Source organism: Bradyrhizobium sp. PMVTL-01 (assembly GCF_051861855.1).
Lineage (GTDB): Bacteria > Pseudomonadota > Alphaproteobacteria > Rhizobiales > Xanthobacteraceae > Bradyrhizobium.
The window spans coordinates 263919-280673 of record NZ_CP193982.1 but is presented as its reverse complement, the minus strand read 5'-3'; the positions used below and the strand labels follow the sequence as shown (position 1 = coordinate 280673).

The window sequence follows — 16755 nt, the reverse complement described above, 5'->3', positions numbered from 1 at the left end:
CTCCGTTAGCAGAGGATCTTGCTCGTGACTGACCATCCCCGCCGCGTTACCCGTGCCCTGCTTTCCGTTTCCGACAAGACCGGCCTGATCGAATTCGCCAAGGCGCTTGCCGCACATGATGTCGAGTTGGTTTCCACCGGCGGCACCGCCAAGGCCATCGCTGCTGCCGGTCTCAAGGTGAAGGACGTCTCCGACCTCACCGGTTTCCCCGAAATGATGGATGGCCGCGTCAAGACGCTGCATCCGAAAGTGCACGGCGGCCTGCTCGCGATCCGCGACAACAAGGAACATGCCGAGGCGATGAAGGCGCACGGCATCGCGCCGATCGATCTGCTCGTCGTCAATCTGTATCCGTTCGAAGCGACGGTCGACAAAGGCGCGGGCTTCGAGGATTGCATCGAGAACATCGACATCGGCGGCCCCGCGATGATCCGCGCCGCCGCCAAGAATCACGACGACGTTGCGGTCGTGGTCGAGGCCGACGACTACAAGGCCGTGCTCGACGAACTCGCCACCAACGACGGCGCCACCACGCTGAAGCTGCGCCGGCGTCTCGCCGCGAAGGCCTATGCGCGCACCGCGGCCTACGACGCCGCGATCTCGAACTGGTTCAACCGGCAGCTCGAGATCGACGCGCCCGACTTCCGCGCCTTCGGCGGTCGGCTGATCCAGTCGCTGCGCTATGGCGAGAACCCGCACCAGACCGCGGCCTTCTACGCGACGCCGGACAAGCGCCCGGGCGTCTCGACCGCGCGGCAGCTCCAGGGCAAGGAGCTCTCCTACAACAACATCAACGACACCGATGCGGCCTATGAATGCATCGGCGAATTCGACGCCAAGCGCACTGCCGCCTGCGTCATCGTCAAGCATGCCAATCCCTGCGGCGTCGCCGAAGGTGCGAACCTCGTCGAGGCCTATCGCAGGGCGCTGGCCTGCGATTCCACCTCGGCGTTCGGCGGCATCATCGCGATGAACCGCGCGCTCGACGCCGACACCGCGCGCGAGATCACCAAAATCTTCACCGAGGTGATCATCGCGCCCGACGCGACCGAGGAAGCGATCGCCATCATCGGCGGGAAGAAGAACCTGCGCCTGCTGCTCGCCGGCAGTCTGCCCGACCCGCGCGCGCCCGGCCTCACGGCCAAGACGGTCGCCGGCGGCCTGCTCGTGCAGAGCCGCGACAACGCCGTGGTCGACGACATGACGTTCAAGGTCGTCACCAAACGCGCGCCGACCGATGCCGAGATGCGCGATCTCAAGTTCGCGTTCCGGGTCGCAAAACACGTCAAGTCCAACACCATCATCTATGCCAAGGATCTCGCCACCGTCGGCATCGGCGCGGGACAGATGAGCCGGGTGGATTCAGCCCGGATCGCAGCGCGCAAGGCGCAAGATGCGGCCGCCGAGCTGAAGATCGCCGAGCCGCTTACAAAAGGTTCTGTCGTCGCGTCGGATGCATTCTTCCCGTTCGCCGACGGCATGCTGGCCTGCATCGAGGCCGGCGCCACCGCCGTGGTGCAGCCCGGCGGCTCCATGCGCGACGACGAGGTGATCAAGGCCGCCGACGAGCACGGCATCGCCATGGTGTTCACGGGCACGCGGCACTTCAGGCACTGAACCGATGGTCGGAGCGGGCCGCAAGAGCCACGACGATCCTATCGACCCGGTCATTGCGAGCGCAGCGAAGCAATCTAGAATCTTTCCGCAGAGGAAGTCTGGATTGCTTCGTCGCTTCGCTCCTCGCAATGATGGGGTGTGATCGTAGTGGGGCTAATCCCGCACCCGCACTAATAGCCCCAGCCCCGCAACGAAGAACACCACCAGCACCGCCATACCCGCCTTCTGGCTCGCGGTCGCGGCGGTGATCATGCCGATCAGCAACGGGCCGATGAAGGACGTAACCTTCCCGGTCAGCGCGAACAGGCCGAAATACTGCGCGATGCGATCCTTTGGCGCGAGGCGGATCAGCAGCGTGCGCGAGGCGGCCTGAAGCGGGCCGCCGGCGGCACCGATCAGACAACCCAGCACCAGATAGGCGCGCTCGGCCGCGCTCGAGAACAGCGGCGCGCCTGCTTCCGGCGGCGTCACCTTGACGAACAACACGCTGTCCTTGTCGACCAGAAGGATCGCCGCCACCGACAGCAGCAGCACCAGCAGGCTGCCGGCGATGACGCGCTTCGGCCCGAGATGATCGTCCAGCTTGCCGCCAAGCCACGCGCCGAACGTGCCGGCAATCGCGAGCATGATGCCGAAGCTGCCGATCTGGATCGTGTGCCAGCCAAAGGTCCCGGCCGCGTAAATGCCGCCGAACGCGAACAGCGACACCAGGCCGTCGGTGTAGATCATGTTGGCGAGCAGGAACGCCGCGAGCGATTTCTGCTGTGGCAGTCCCTTGATCGATTGCTTGAGCTCCAGCAGGCCCTCGCGCAGCGCCTCACGCACCGGCAGCTTCGCCGGATAATCCGGCGTGAACAGGAATAACGGCGTCACGAAGATGATGAACCACAGCCCGGTCAGCGGTCCGACGATGCGATCGCCCTGATGACTGACGGGATCGAGCCCGAACAGTGGCGTAAATCCGAGCAGCGTTCGGCCAGTCTCGGGATTGGCAGCGAGGAAGCCGAGCACGATGATCAGGCTGACGATACCGCCGATGTAGCCCGTGGCCCAGCCGGTGCCGGAGAGCCTGCCGATCCGCTCCGGCGGCACCAGGGTCGGCATCATCGCATTGTTGAAGACGGTGGCAAATTCCGCACCGACGCTGGCGAGCGCCACCGCCGTGAGCAGCGGCGGAATGACCGAGGGATCACCGGGCTTGCCGATCCACAGCGTGCAGGACGCCAGCACCAGCAGCGCGCCGAACCCTGCGATCCATGGCTTCCTGCGGCCGGACGCATCCGCGATGGCCCCGAGCACCGGCGACAGCAGTGCGATGGCGAGCCCCGCAGCCGCCATTGCGAAGCCCCACAGTGATTGGCCCGTGGCAGGATCCGGCGCAACACTGGTGGCGAAATAGGGCGCAAACACGAAGGTCGTGATCAACGTGAAATAGGGCTGCGCGGCCCAGTCGAAGAAGATCCAGCTGACGACAGCCGCACGCGGCGGATAGGTCCGCTGCACGCCGGCCATGCGCACATCGGGGGCGATCGTCGTCATTCCGAAGTCCTCATCACGAACAGTTTTGTCCCTCTTGGCGCAAACGGTATAGCTTAAGGAGAGGCTTGTGAACCGGCCCGAGACCACGGCGGAAATTCGATAATGTCGTCATATTGGACCCGGCGGACATTTGTCGCCTTCCTGGCCACTCTGGCGTTCGGACTTGCGCCTGCAACCGCGCAGGATGCCCGGCGGGCCTATGTTCCGCCGCCGCTCGATACGGTGCACGCCGTTGCCGCCGAGCGCGGCATGGTGGTGGCGCAGGAGAAGATCTCCGCGCAGGTCGGCGCCGACATCCTGCGGCGTGGCGGCAATGCGGTCGATGCCGCGGTCGCGACCGGGTTTGCGATGGCGGTGACCTATCCGCGCGCCGGCAATATCGGCGGCGGTGGCTTCATGGTGATCCATTCCGCCGAGCGCAACGAGGACATCGCGATCGACTATCGCGAGATCGCGCCGGCAGCGACAACGCCGGAAATCTTCCTGGGTCCCGACGGCAAGCCCGATGCCGCGAAGTCGCGCGATTCCGCGCTCGGCGTCGGCGTGCCCGGCACCGTCGCAGGCCTGGCGCTGGCCTTGGAGAAATACGGCTCGGACCAGTTCACGCTGGCCCAACTGCTCGAGCCCGCGATCGGGCTCGCCCGCGGCGGATTCGTCGTCAGCGACGACATCGCCGACAGCCTGCCGGGCTGGCATCGGCGTCTCGCGCGCTGGCCTTCGTCGGCGAAGATCTTTTCACGACCGGACGGCAGCTCGCTCGGCGAAGGTGATCGACTGGTGCAGGGCGATCTTGCCGATACGCTGTCGGCCGTCGCCGCACAGGGGCCGCGCGGCTTCTACGAGGGCCCGGTTGCCGACAAGCTCGCCAAGGCGCTGTCCGACGCTGGCGGCATCATGACGACGGCCGACCTGAAGGCCTATCAGCCCGTGATCCGCACGCCGGCGCGCGGAAGCTATCGCGGCTACGACATCGTCTCGATGCCGCTGCCGTCCTCCGGCGGCGTGGTGCTGGTGGAGACGCTCAACATCCTCGAAGGCTTTCAGCTCGGCGACCTGAAGCAGGGATCGCCGGCCTCGCTGCATCTCCTGATCGAGGCCATGAAGCGCGCCTATGCGGATCGCGCGCGCTATCTCGGCGATCCCGCTTTCGTCAACGCGCCGATCGAGACTCTCACATCGAAGGACTATGCAGCCAGGCTGCGTGCAGGCATCTCCGCCGATCGCGCCACGCCGTCGAAGCAACTGGCCTCAGCCGTCGACGCGCTGCGCGAGGGCAGCAACACCACGCATTTTTCGGTCGTCGACAGCCGCGGCAATACGGTCAGCAACACCTACACGCTGAATTTCAGCTACGGGGTCGGCCTCGTCGCCGAAGGCACCGGCGTGCTGCTCAACAACGAGCTCGACGATTTCACCGCGGCGGTTGGTGCCTCCAAGGCCTACGGCCTCGTCGGCTACGAGCCCAATCTACCCGGCCCCGGCAAGCGGCCGCTCTCCTCGATGTCGCCAACCATTGTCCTGAAGGACGGCAAGCCGGTGCTGGTGACGGGTTCGCCCGGCGGCAGCCGCATCATCTCCACCGTGCTCCAGGTGATCGTCAACGTCCTCGATTACAAAATGGACGTCGCCGCTGCCGTCGCCACGCCGCGGCTGCATCATCAATGGCTGCCGGACGAAGTGCGCGTCGAGCGCGGCTTCTCCGACGAGGTCCTGTCCGCGCTCAAGGCCATGGACCACGTCATCGTCGAGCCGATGGGGCAGACGTCGGCCAATTCGATTCTCGTGACGCCGAACGGGCTCCTCGGCGCGCCCGATCCGCGCACGCGCGGCGCGGAAGCCGTAGGACAGTAAACGCGGCGCTGCATGGCAAGGGAGCGCGCGCCCGCTTGCTCAGGCCGAGGCGCGTGCTACCACCGCGGCGACAAGAAACTGCCGGGGAAACGCACATGACGACAGCCGATCCGAACCAGCGTATCGAACGCGCCGAGATCGAGGACACCAGCCTTCTCGCGTTCTACCGAGACATGAACCCGCCGGAGCGGCGGACGTTCTGGGCCTGCGCCGCGGGCTGGGCGCTCGACGGCATGGACTTCATGATCTATCCGCTGGTGATCGGCACCATCATCGCGCTGTGGAAGGTCGATGCGGCCTCCGCAGGCCTCGCCGGCACTGTGACGCTGCTGGCGTCCGCCATCGGCGGCTGGCTCGGCGGCTATCTCTCCGATCATGTCGGCCGGGTCAGGACGCTGCAGATCACCATCATCTGGTTCTCGTTCTTCTCGCTGGTCTGCGCCGTCGTGCAGAATTTCGACCAGCTCCTGATCGCACGCGCCGTGCTCGGCCTCGGCTTCGGCGGCGAATGGGCCGCGGGCGCCGTGCTGATGGGCGAGGCGATCCGGCCGCAATATCGCGGGCGCGCGGTCGGCTCGGTGCAGTCCGGCTGGGCGGTCGGCTGGGGCCTCGCCGTACTGTCGCAGGCGATCCTGTTCTCGATCCTGCCGGCGGAGACGGCCTGGCGCTGGATGTTCGTGATCGGCGCGCTGCCGGCACTGCTGGTGTTCTACATCCGCCGCTCCGTGACCGAGCCGGAGATCGCGGCCGAGGCACGCGCCAGGCACGCGGAAACCGGCAGTCATCCGAAGCTCTGGGAGATCTTCACCTTCCCGATCATGAAGACCACGGTGCTTGCGTCGCTGATGGCGACGGGCTGCCAGGGCGGCTATTACGCCATCACCTTCTGGGTGCCGCAGTTTTTGACGAAGGAGCGGCATCTGTCGATCGTCGGCTCGACCGGCTATCTGTCGACGCTGATCATTGGCTCCTTCATCGGCTATCTCACCGGCGCCTGGCTCGCCGATCGGATCGGTCGGCGCAATCTGTTCCTGATCTTCTCGATCGGCGCGATGGCGGTGGTGCTGCTCTACACGCAGCTGCCGCTGACCAACGAGATCCTGTGGGTGCTCGGCTTCCCGCTCGGGTTCTTCGCCTCCGGCTATTTCTCAGGGATCGGCGCGTTCCTGACGGAGCTCTATCCGACGCGGCTGCGCGGCTCCGGTCAGGGCTTTTGCTACAATTTCGGCCGCGGCATCGGCGCGCTGTTTCCGTTCCTCGTCGGCGCGCTGTCGGCGACGACGTCGCTCGCGAATGCGATCGCGATGTTCGCGGTGGTAGCCTATGCAGTGTTCTTCATCGCCGCGTTTGCGCTGCCGGAGACGCGCGGACGCGTTTTGCACGCGGATTAGTTTTTGGCGGTCATCCCGGGGCACGCGAGCGCGAACTCTGGTGCGTAATTGCGCACCTGAGGTCTCGAGATTTCCGGGTTCGTGCTTCGCATGCCCCGGAATGACAAGAGTGGCTTAACGCCCCACCTGATACGGCCCACCCTTCTCCAGCGCGCGCGCATAGGCCGGGCGGGCATGAATGCGCTCCAGGAAGGCCATCGCCCTGGGATGGCCCTGCTCCAGGCCGCCACGCGCTTGCGCCGCTTCCAGCGGGAAGCTCATCTGGATGTCGGCGGCGGTGAACTCGTTGCCGGCGAACCATTCGCTCTTCGCGAGCTCGCCTTCCCAGTAATCCATGTGTTGCTTGAGCTGCGGATTGACCAGCGCGGTCAGCGCCTGGTTGCAGACTTTGCGCACCAGCGGGCGAAGCAGCGCCGGCGCGCGCTTCGGCATCAGCGTGAACAGCAGCTTCAGCAGCAGCGGCTGCATCGCCGAGCCTTCCGCATAGTGCAGCCAATAGGTGAAGCGCAGCCGCTCCGGCGTGTTCGGCGGCGGAATCAGCCGGCCGTTGCCGGAGGTGGCAAGGAGATATTCGATGATCGCGCCTGACTCGGCGATGGTGTTGCCGCTGTCGGTGATGACCGGCGACTTGCCGAGCGGGTGGATGGCGCGCAGCTCCTTCGGCGCGCGCATGTCCGGCTGGCGCTGGTAGCGCACGATCTCATAGGGCACGCCCAGCTCTTCGAGCAGCCACAGCACGCGTTGGGAGCGCGAATTGTTGAGGTGGTGAACGGTCAGCATCGTGGGGTCCCCGGGCTAGGCGTGGTCGGTTGGCGGGGCGTTCGTGCCAGCCCAAGAACACAATGTCGAGCCGTCGGGTGCGATATTTTCACCCGGGTATATTGACGTCGATAATTTACCCGGGTATTAAATTGCCAACGTCGTCAAAATGGCAATGCTTCCAATGCAGAAGATTTTCACCGCCTTCCAGGGCCAGCGGCGCCTGGTGTCCGGGCCGGCAGGCGAGGTCGCGCTGGTCGTCAAGCGGGTGGCGCCGCGGCCGGACGAGCCCATCATCATCTTCGAGGACGCCACGGGCCGATCGATTGACTTCGATCTGCGCGGCGGGGACCGCGAGGTGCTGGCGCGCCTCGCGAAGCTTGTCCCGCCCCCGGTTGAGGTGACCGCAGAGCCAGCCGAGCCGCGCGGACGCGGTCGGCCGAAGCTCGGCGTGGTCGCGCGCGAGGTGACCCTGCTGCCGCGGCACTGGGAGTGGCTCGGCGCGCAGCCGGGCGGCGCCTCGGTCGCATTGCGGAGGCTCGTCGACGAGGCGAGGCGCGCCAGCGGCGACAAGGACCGCGCGCGGCAGGCGCGCGATGCGGCCTATCACTTCATGTCGACCATGGCGGGCAATTTGCCGCAATTCGAGGAAGCCTCGCGCGCGCTGTTCGCCGATGACCGGCGACGCTTCACCGGCCTGATAGCCGAGTGGCCGACTGATATCCGCGACCACATCGTCAAACTCGCCTACAGCGACCGCGCTTAGGCGCGGCGCTCCTCTCTCCACCCCATCGACGGCCCAAGCCGCGCATTTGCGCGGCAACGGCTTCGCACGCCCTGATGAAAGGCCCAGCCAATGTCTGCTCCAAAGCCACACTGGACCACGTTCCTCCGCTTCCTCGCGCCATTGATGCTGAGCAATGCGTTGCAATCGCTGTTCGGCACCGTCAGCAATGTCTATCTCGGCCAGATGATCGGCGTCGACGCACTGGCGGCGGTGTCGGCGTTCTTCCCGGTGATGTTCTTCCTGTTCGCTTTCGTCATGGGCCTCAGCACCGGCGCCACCGTGCTGATCGGCCAGGCTTTTGGCGCGGGCGAGCACGGCAAGATTACAAGCGTCGCCGGCACGACGCTCGCGGTCGGCCTGCTGCTGTCGATGTCGGTTGCGCTGGTCGGCGGGATCTTCAGCCGGCAATTGATGACGATGCTCGCGACGCCCGCTGACATTCTCGACCAGGCCAGCGCGTATGCCCGCATCATGCTGTTCACCATGCCGCTCGGCTTCGTCTTCCTGCTGATGACGGCAATGATCCGCGGCGTCGGCGACGCGCTGAGGCCGCTGTTGGCGCTGGCCTTGTCGACCACGATCGGCCTGATCCTGACGCCGATGCTGATCCGCGGCACGTTCGGATTGCCGGCCGTCGGCATCACCGGCCCGGCATGGGCGGCGGCAATCGCGAACGCACTGACGCTGCTCGTGCTGGCCGTTTACTTGCTGCGGGAGAAGCATGCGCTCGCACCGGACGCTGCATTGCTGCGTCATCTCCGGCTCAACAGAGCCATGCTCGGAAAAATCCTCGGCATCGGGCTGCCGAGCGCGATCGGCATGATGGTGATGGCGATCGCCGAATTGGTGCTGCTCGGACTCGTCAACGGTTTTGGCTCGAACGCCACGGCCGCCTATGGCGCCGTCAACCAGGTGATGGGTTACACGCAGTTCACGGCGATGTCGATTTCGATCGCGGTCTCGATCCTCGGCGCCCAGGCCGTCGGCGGCGGCGACAGGACACGGCTCGACGGCATCGTGCGCACCGGACTTGCGTTCAACATCGCCCTGACCGGCGGGCTGGTCGCGCTGATCCATCTCGCACCACGCGCCGTGCTCGGCATCTTCATCACCGACGGCGCCGTGCTCGATCTGGCGAAGGAATTGCTCGACATCGCCTTGTGGAGCTCGGTGCCGTTCGGTCTGGCCACGGTGTTTTCGGGCGCGATGCGTGCTGCCGGTGTCGCCTTCACGCCCATGCTGCTCTCGATCTTCGCGGTCGTCGCGATCGAGTTGCCGGCTGCGATCATCCTCAGCCGCACCGTCGGCCTCGAGGGCGTGTGGGCCGCATATCCCATCGTGTTCTGCGCCATGTTCCTCTTGCAGATGGGCTATTACCTTCTGGTGTGGCGCAAGCGGGCAATCCGGCGCCTGATCTGACCGTCAAAGTATTATGGCCGTCATTAAACGATGGACCTGTGGCGCAGCCTGCGCCACAATGCCAAAAAAGCGCCTCCAGGGAGAACGAACTTGCCCCGCACAGCCCCGCAATTCCTGTTCGATTTCGGCAGCCCGAACGCCTATCTCAGCCATCTGGCGATCCCGGCAATCGAGCAGCGGATCGGCGTCAAATTCGAATATGTGCCGATCCTGCTCGGCGGCATCTTCAAGTCGACCAACAACAAATCGCCGGCCGAGACACTCGCCGGCATCAAGAACAAGCGCGAATTCCATCAGGTCGAGACCGAGCGCTTCATCAAGCGCTTCAAGGTGCAGCCTTACGTCATGAACCCCTTCTTCCCCGTCAACACGCTGAACCTGATGCGAACCGCGATCGCGGCGCAGCTCGAGGGCGTGTTCGAGAAATATGTCGAGGCCGCGTTTCACCACATGTGGCGCGAACCGAAGAAGATGGACGATCCCGAGATCGCGGCAAAGGCGCTGACGTCTTCCGGCCTCGATGCGCAAAAGTTGTTCGCCCGCGCGCAGGAACCGGAGGTGAAGGGCAAGCTGATCAAGAACACCGAGGAGGCGGTCGCCCGCGGCGCGTTCGGCTCGCCGACCTTCTTCGTCGGCAACGAGATGTTCTTCGGCAAGGAGCAGTTGCGCGAGGTCGAGGAGATGGTGCTGGAGAAGTAGACCCTCCTTCGCCGACGACGGAATGTGATCGCGCCAGCATTCTGGATTGCTTCGCTTAGCCCGCAATGACGACTATAGATGGACCGCCAATAGCAACAAAAAGGAATATCCCATGCGTATCCTCGTGGTCGGCGCGGGCGCCATCGGCGGCTATTTTGGTGGCAGGCTGTTACAGGCCGGCCGCGACGTTACCTTCCTGGTCCGGCCGCGCCGCGCCGGCGAGCTTGCGAGCGACGGCCTCGTCATCAAGAGCCCGAACGGCGACGTGACCTTGAAGAATCCGCCGACCGTGCAGGCCGACGCGCTCAAGGACAAGTTCGACGTCGTGCTGCTCAGCTGCAAGGCGTTCGACCTCGACGACGCCATCAAATCGTTCGCCCCCGCGGTCGGGCCGAACACATCGATCATCCCCACGCTCAACGGCATGAAGCATCTCGACATCCTCGATGCCAGATTCGGCAAGGAGCGGGTGCTCGGCGGGCTGTGCGCCATCGCCGCGACGCTGAACGAGAAGCGCGAGGTGGTGCAGCTCCAACCGATGCAGTCGCTCAATTACGGCGAGCGCGACGGCAAGCTGTCGGATCGCGTCAAGGCGATCGACGAGGCCTTCAAGAGCGGCATCAATGGCGCGTCTGCCAGCCAGAACATCATGCAGGACATGTGGGAGAAGTGGGTGTTCCTCTCCTCGCTCGCGGCAAGCACCAGCCTGATGCGCACCTCCGTCGGCAACATCCTCGCCGCGCCCGGCGGCCGGGACTTCCTGCTCGGCATGCTCGACGAGACCAGCGCCGTGGCCACGGCGTCCGGCTACCCGCCGGGTGGCCCGTTCTTCGAGCGGGTGAAAGGCAACCTCACCGCCGAGGGCTCGCCGATGACGGCGTCGATGTTCCGCGACATCAAGGCGGGCCTGCCGGTCGAGGCCGATCACGTCATCGGCGACCTCATCGCGCGCGCCGATGCCGCCAAGGTGCCGGTGCCGAAGCTTCGCATCGCGTACACGCATCTGAAGGCGTATGAGAGGCAGCGGGCGGGGTAGGTAGTAGCCACACATTCGGTGTCGTCCCGAGGCGCGCGCAGCGCGAGCCCGGGACGACCAGCAGAGTTTGACGCAACGACCTCGTTGCTATTTGAAATTCGCCAGATAATGCGAGACTGCCGTGATTTCCTCGTCGCTCATGTGATAGGCGACATCGGCCATCGCCGCGACGCCGCCGCCGACGCGCGCGCCCGCCTTGTAGTCGTGCAGCGCCTTGACGAGATATTCCTCGCGCTGGCCAGCGAGCCGCGCCACCGCCTTGGTGCCGGCAAACCCGTCGGTGTGGCATGAGGCGCAGCGGCGGCCGACGGCGACCTCGGCGCCCTTCTTCGACAGCTCCGGATCGTCGTCTGACGCTGCCTTCGGTGGCGTCATTTGCGAGAAATAGGCGCCGAAATTGCGGATGTCCTCGTTGGTGATCTCCTCCGCGATCGGCTGCATCTGGTCGTTCTTGCGCGAGCCGGCGCGGAAGAACACCAGCTGCCACTGGATGAACTGATCGGGCTGGCCGGCCAGCGATGGAATGTTCTCCGTCTGCGAAACGCCGTTCTCACCGTGACAGCCGGCGCAGACGGATGCCTTGTCCTTGATTGCGGAATTGTCGGCAGCCTGGACTGGGATGAATGCGAGCGCTGCGACCGCAACCACGCTGATCACGTGCGAGATGAACTGCCGGCGCATGATGAGGCTTCCGATCCATCGATTGGTCGTCGTTCCGTGGCGTGCGGAGCACGAGCTATGATGCGCAATTGCGCATCTGCCAATCCTAAACACGACTCGGGGTTATGGGTTCCGGACTGCGCTGGCGCGCAATCCGGAACGAGAGCATGAGACTTCAAAATGGAAGAGGCTGCGGCCGCCTCGTGGCCACCGCAGCCTCCGGTTCGCCTAGCGCTACTTCTTGCTGTAGCTGATCCGATAGATCGCGCCGGCCCAGTCGTCGGCGACGAGGATCGAGCCGTCCTTGGCGAGGACGATGTCATTGGGCCGGCCGAGATAACCCTGGTCGCCCTCGAGCCAGCCGGATGCGAACACTTCCTGCTTGGCGTTCTTGCCGTCGGGCCCGACGATCACGCGCATGATGCGTGCGCCCTGGTACTTGTGCCTGTTCCAGGAGCCGTGCTCGGCAATCAGGATGTTGTTCTTGTATTCGGCGGGGAATTGATCGCCGGTGTAGAACTTCATGCCGAGCGGAGCGACATGCGCGCCGAGGTTCAGCACCGGCGGCGTGAACTCGGAGCATTTGTGGCCCATCGCGAACTTCGGATCGGGCAGGTCGCCCTGGTGGCAATAGGGATAGCCGAAGTGCTCGCCGATCTTGCTGATCATGTTCAGCTTGTCGGAGGGCAGATCGTCGCTGACCCAGTCGCGTGCATTCTCGGTGAACCAGAACTTGCCGGTGCGCGGATCGACGTCGCCGCCGACCGAGTTGCGGACGCCGAGCGCCCAGATCTCGGCGTTGCCGGTCTTGGGATCGACGCGGCGGATCTGCGACACGCTGGTCGGGGGAATGCCGACATTGAAGGGCGGACCGAACGGCAGGAAGAACCAGCCCTCCTTGTCGACCGCGATGTACTTCCAGCCATGCGCGGCATAGGACGGCATGTCGTCATAGACGACCTTGCCGTCGCCGAGATTGTCGAGATTGGCCTCGGCGTTGTCGTAGCGGATCAGCTTGTCGACCGCGATGACATAGAGTGCGCCGTCCTTGAAGGCGAGACCGGTGGGCATGTTCAGCCCCTTGAGGATGGTCTTGACCTCCTTCTTTCCGTTGTTGTCCTTGATGGCATAGACGTTGCCGAGGCCGAACGAACCGACGAACAGCGTGCCTTTGTCACCCCAGGCCATCTGCCGCGCGGCGAGAACGCCGGGCGCATAGACCTCGATCTTGAAGCCCGGCGGCAGCTTGATCTTCTTCATCATCGCCGCCAGCTCGGCCTCCGACGCGCCGGTCGGCGGACCCGAAGGCGGCGCGAGGCCTTTCTGTGCCTCGGTCTCGTCGCCGAGGAACCAGTCATCCGGCGGATGGGTCCAGAATTCCTTGGTCCCGGATTCGTATTTCTTCAGGGCCCGGTTTTTGTCCTGCTGCTGCGCATTGACGACGCTGGTCCCGGCAAGAAGGGCAACCGCTGCAAGCGCCAACACGGATCGATGGAACATCGATGTCATCGCGTCACTCCCCTAAGGCAGCCGTCAGGGCTGCACGTTCTTGTTTTGCTGTTTGAGTAGGCGAAGTTCGGAGTCTGTCAGGACGACAGACCCAAAAAGGTTAGCACATCTGCGAGCGGTGAGAAGCGCATCGCATGTGCTGCGGTTGCGCTCAATAAAAGTTGAGACGGATTTGCTGCCGGCGCCCGCGCGGCAACAGCGACGATCTCGCTGCAACGCGGAATCTAGATGGCGCGTGGTTCAGTTTGCACGCAGCGGGAAGGCCCCCAGCAAAAGTACGAAAACAACCCCATGCACCGTAGAATGCCTCAGGCCGATTTTGCGCGCGGCGACACCGCGCAGGCGTTTGACAGGTCGAGCAAAACTGCAAAAGCGGTGATCAGAAGGCGACGGGGTAAGGTCCATCGTCGAAAACCGCATCATGATAGCCCTTTGACCCGACCTGGCGCGCCAACGTGCTGCGAAAATCCTGGCCCCCACGAAGGCTCTGCAGCACATGCGCGAAGTCGAATTCGGGCCGCCAGCCCAGTTCGCGCCGGGCGCGCGCGTTGACATAGACGCGGTCGATCTGCGGAAACAGGCGCCAGCCGCGCGCGGCGTAGAGCGGCGCACAATCCGGATAGAGCGCGCGCACGACGCCCGCCGCGTCATCCGCCAGCGCCGCGAGATGATGCAGCTCGAACGGGCTCGTGGCCGAGACGATGTAGCGCGCGAAACCAATCTTTGGCGCGCGCTCGACGGCGAGCAGATGGGCGCTCACCGCGTCCGCGATGTCCAGCCGGCGATAGAGCAGCTCGTTGGCCTGCGCGTTGTCCAGCGGGTAAGCCGACCGCAGCGCCGGATCGTCGTCGTCCTCCGGAAAGAAGCGCGACGTTCGCAACACGACGACCGGCAGGCCGCGCTCGCGAAAGAACAGCTCGCACAGCGTCTCCGCCATCAGCTTGGTCGTCCCGTAGATGTTTTTGGGCACCGGCGGCAGCTCCTCGGTGACCCACACCGCCGCCTGTCCCGCTTCGGGGCGCAGCTGCGCGCCGAACGCGCTGGTGGTGCTGCTGAAGACGAAGCTCTTCACGCCGGCGGCCGCGGCCGCCTCGAGCAGATTGAGTGTGCCGGTGACATTGGTGTCGACGAAGTCCCGCTTGGAGTGAGTCGCCACATGCGGCTTGTGCAGCGTCGCGGTGTGGATCACGGCCGCGACGCCGTCCATCTGCTCGCGCACGAAGCCGGGATCGACGATCGAGCCGACGGCATCGGTGACGGGGGAGGGCTTCAGATCGAGCCCGCGGGCAGGTGAGCCACGCGCCTGGAGCGTCCGCAAAAGGGCCTCGCCGAGGTGCCCTGCGCTGCCGGTGACCAGAATTGTCATTCCAAACCCAATACAGCCGCCAGCAGCGTGGAAGACCACGGTCCGATCCGGCCTAGCTGGGTGCTCTGGAAAAACTGGAGCGGGCGAAGGGGCTCGAACCCTCGACCCCGACCTTGGCAAGGTCGTGCTCTACCACTGAGCTACACCCGCATCCTGTGTCGGTCGCGTGACGCGCCGGCAACGGCTGTCGTATGCCAAAAGCGGGAGGGGAATGCAACAGCTACCGGCAGCATAGATTCGCAATTAAGGGCCCTAAATGGTCCCCGAATGCGGCCAAATGGCCCGGAAACGCGCCGGACCCGCAGAATCGGCCCGGACGGATTGAAATTCGGCCCATTCGGCCCAATTTAGGAGCCGACAACAAGCATCGGCGTTGGCGACGTGCTAAATAGCCGCCATTCCAGACATCAGACGAGGGGATCCCGTGACGATCATCGACCAGGGTAACGGAGCCGCGAACCCGGCTGCGGCCGATCTGATCAAGGACACCACCACCCAGAGCTTCGTAAAGGACGTCATCGAGGAATCGAAGCGCCAGCCGGTGCTGATCGACTTCTGGGCGGAGTGGTGCGGCCCCTGCAAGCAGCTCACCCCGGTGCTGGAAAAGGCAGTCAAGGCGGCCAAGGGCAAGGTCAAGCTGGTCAAGATGAACATCGACCAGCACCCGGCAATCCCGGGCCAGATGGGGATCCAATCGATCCCGGCCGTGATCGCCTTCGTCAACGGCCAGCCGGCCGACGGTTTCATGGGCGCGGTGCCCGAGAGCCAGCTCAACGCCTTCATCGAAAAGCTGACCAAGGGCGTCACCGCTCCGGGCGAGGTCAATGTCGCCGAGATCGTGCAGGAAGCCGATGCCGTGCTTGCCGAGGGCGACGCCGCGGCCGCGGCGCAGATCTATGCCGAGGCGCTGCAGCATGATTCGACCAACATCGCGGCGCTCGCGGGCCTTGCGAAATGCTACGCCGTCTCCGGCGCGATGGAGCAGGCCAAGCAGACGCTGGCCCTGGTGCCGGAATCCAAGCGCAACGATCCCGCTGTGAAAGCGGTGCAGACGACCATCGATCTCGCCGAGCAGGCCGAGCAGCTCGGGCCCGTGGCCGAGCTGGAACAGAAAGTCGCCGCAAACCCGCTCGATCATCAGGCCAGGTTCGACCTCGCGACCGCGCTCAACGCGCAAGGCAATCGCGCCGCCGCAACCGAGCAGCTGCTCGAGATCGTCAAGCGCGACCGCAAGTGGAACGACGACGGCGCCCGCAAGCAGCTCGTGCAGTTCTTCGAGGCCTGGGGCGGCACGGATGATGCGACCGTCGAGGGACGCAAGCGCCTGTCGACGATCCTGTTTTCGTAGGGAAAGCGTACCAGCGTCAGCGGGGACCAGATGCCGATCAACATCGAATATCGCGGGCCCGCCGACCTTCCCGAAATCATTCCGGTGTTTCCGCTGCCGGGCGCGCTGCTGTTGCCGCGCGGCCAGATGCCGCTCAACATCTTCGAGCCCCGCTATCTCGCGATGGTCGACGATTCCTTCCGCGACGGCCATCGCCTGATCGGCATGATCCAGCCCGACGTGGCGCATTCGCCGAAGAATTCCGACAAGCCGGCGCTGTTCCGCGTCGGCTGCGTCGGCCGCATCACCCAGCTCGCCGAATCCGGCGACGGCCGCTACATCCTCGAGCTCACCGGCGTCGCGCGCTTCAAGGTGATCGAGGAGCTCGAGGTGCTCACCGCCTACCGGCAGTGCAAGGTGGATTTCTTCGCCTTCGTCGACGACTTCACCGCGCGCATGGGCGAGGACCAGGTGGATCGCGAAGCGCTGCTCTCGGTGCTCGCCGACTTCCTGAAGGCCAACAATCTCAAGGTCGACTGGGAGGGCGTCGAGAGCGCGCCCAACGAGGCGCTGGTCAACGCGCTGGCGATGATGTCGCCCTACGGTCCCGCCGAAAAGCAGGCCATGCTCGAGGCGCCCGACCTGAAGACCCGCGCCGAGATCCTGATCGCGGTCACCGAGATGGACCTCGCCAAGAAGCGCACCAGCGGCGATCCGCCGCTGCAGTGAGGCTCCAAACATGATGAAATTAGGTCGGCGGGCTGTCGGTGATTCACCTCTCGCCGACGGGGAGAG

Annotated in this window: 14 protein-coding genes and 1 tRNA gene; 9 read left to right on the top strand and 6 right to left on the bottom strand. The window is 64.9% G+C overall.

What is annotated here, in order from left to right; translation table 11 throughout:
* The first annotated feature begins 24 nt into the window (after positions 1-24).
* The gene (purH, locus tag ACRQ5Q_RS01305) at positions 25-1617 is read left to right on the top strand and encodes a bifunctional phosphoribosylaminoimidazolecarboxamide formyltransferase/IMP cyclohydrolase (RefSeq protein ID WP_439395668.1); all 1593 of its coding nucleotides are present in this window, start codon (positions 25-27) and stop codon (positions 1615-1617) included.
* A gap of 153 nt (positions 1618-1770) precedes the next feature.
* On the opposite strand, the gene ACRQ5Q_RS01300 is transcribed toward purH, so the two are convergent.
* Positions 1771-3156 (bottom strand): MFS transporter, encoded by a 1386-nt coding sequence (locus ACRQ5Q_RS01300; protein WP_439372313.1) that lies wholly within the window; start codon positions 3154-3156, stop codon positions 1771-1773.
* Between the two features lie 102 nt (positions 3157-3258).
* Between ACRQ5Q_RS01300 and ggt the strand changes: the two genes are divergently transcribed.
* Together ggt and ACRQ5Q_RS01290 are read left to right on the top strand one after the other, a co-directional pair.
* On the top strand, positions 3259-5007 hold the full coding sequence (gene ggt, locus ACRQ5Q_RS01295) for a gamma-glutamyltransferase (RefSeq protein WP_439395666.1): 1749 nt from the start codon (positions 3259-3261) through the stop codon (positions 5005-5007).
* Positions 5008-5102: 95 nt separating this feature from the next.
* On the top strand, positions 5103-6398 hold the full coding sequence (locus ACRQ5Q_RS01290) for an MFS transporter (RefSeq protein ID WP_439395664.1): 1296 nt from the start codon (positions 5103-5105) through the stop codon (positions 6396-6398).
* Between the two features lie 114 nt (positions 6399-6512).
* Here ACRQ5Q_RS01290 and ACRQ5Q_RS01285 read toward each other — a convergent pair whose 3' ends face one another.
* Positions 6513-7178, bottom strand: a complete 666-nt coding sequence (locus tag ACRQ5Q_RS01285) for a glutathione S-transferase family protein (RefSeq protein ID WP_439395662.1) — start codon at positions 7176-7178, stop codon at positions 6513-6515.
* A 148-nt stretch (positions 7179-7326) separates the two neighbouring features.
* On the opposite strand from ACRQ5Q_RS01285, the gene ACRQ5Q_RS01280 reads away from it, so the two are divergent.
* The 4 genes from ACRQ5Q_RS01280 to panE all read left to right on the top strand — a co-directional run bounded on the left by ACRQ5Q_RS01280 (position 7327) and on the right by panE (position 11098).
* Entirely contained in the window at positions 7327-7923 is a 597-nt protein-coding gene (locus tag ACRQ5Q_RS01280; protein ID WP_439372316.1) for a DUF2239 family protein, read from the top strand.
* A gap of 90 nt (positions 7924-8013) precedes the next feature.
* Positions 8014-9363: an MATE family efflux transporter gene (locus ACRQ5Q_RS01275; protein ID WP_439395660.1), complete on the top strand. Its 1350-nt coding sequence runs from the start codon at positions 8014-8016 to the stop codon at positions 9361-9363.
* Positions 9364-9453: 90 nt separating this feature from the next.
* Positions 9454-10062 (top strand): 2-hydroxychromene-2-carboxylate isomerase, encoded by a 609-nt coding sequence (locus ACRQ5Q_RS01270; protein WP_439395658.1) that lies wholly within the window; start codon positions 9454-9456, stop codon positions 10060-10062.
* 112 nt (positions 10063-10174) lie between these two features.
* Positions 10175-11098, top strand: coding sequence for a 2-dehydropantoate 2-reductase (gene panE / locus ACRQ5Q_RS01265; protein ID WP_439395656.1), 924 nt, complete (start codon positions 10175-10177; stop codon positions 11096-11098).
* Between the two features lie 87 nt (positions 11099-11185).
* Here the strand turns inward: panE and ACRQ5Q_RS01260 are convergent, their stop codons facing one another.
* From ACRQ5Q_RS01260 to ACRQ5Q_RS01245, 4 genes are all read right to left on the bottom strand, one after another.
* Complete coding sequence (locus ACRQ5Q_RS01260; protein ID WP_439372320.1) at positions 11186-11779, bottom strand: c-type cytochrome; 594 nt, start codon at positions 11777-11779, stop codon at positions 11186-11188.
* A gap of 213 nt (positions 11780-11992) precedes the next feature.
* Entirely contained in the window at positions 11993-13267 is a 1275-nt protein-coding gene (locus tag ACRQ5Q_RS01255; RefSeq protein ID WP_439372321.1) for a PQQ-dependent sugar dehydrogenase, read from the bottom strand.
* Between the two features lie 379 nt (positions 13268-13646).
* The gene (locus ACRQ5Q_RS01250; RefSeq protein ID WP_439395654.1) at positions 13647-14633 is read right to left on the bottom strand and encodes an NAD-dependent epimerase/dehydratase family protein; all 987 of its coding nucleotides are present in this window, start codon (positions 14631-14633) and stop codon (positions 13647-13649) included.
* A 75-nt stretch (positions 14634-14708) separates the two neighbouring features.
* Positions 14709-14783: transfer RNA gene (locus tag ACRQ5Q_RS01245), tRNA-Gly, on the bottom strand.
* A gap of 274 nt (positions 14784-15057) precedes the next feature.
* Between ACRQ5Q_RS01245 and trxA the strand changes: the two genes are divergently transcribed.
* Positions 15058-15981: a thioredoxin gene (gene trxA, locus ACRQ5Q_RS01240; RefSeq protein WP_439395652.1), complete on the top strand. Its 924-nt coding sequence runs from the start codon at positions 15058-15060 to the stop codon at positions 15979-15981.
* 30 nt (positions 15982-16011) lie between these two features.
* On the top strand, positions 16012-16689 hold the full coding sequence (locus ACRQ5Q_RS01235; protein ID WP_439372324.1) for an LON peptidase substrate-binding domain-containing protein: 678 nt from the start codon (positions 16012-16014) through the stop codon (positions 16687-16689).
* Positions 16690-16755 lie beyond the last annotated feature (66 nt).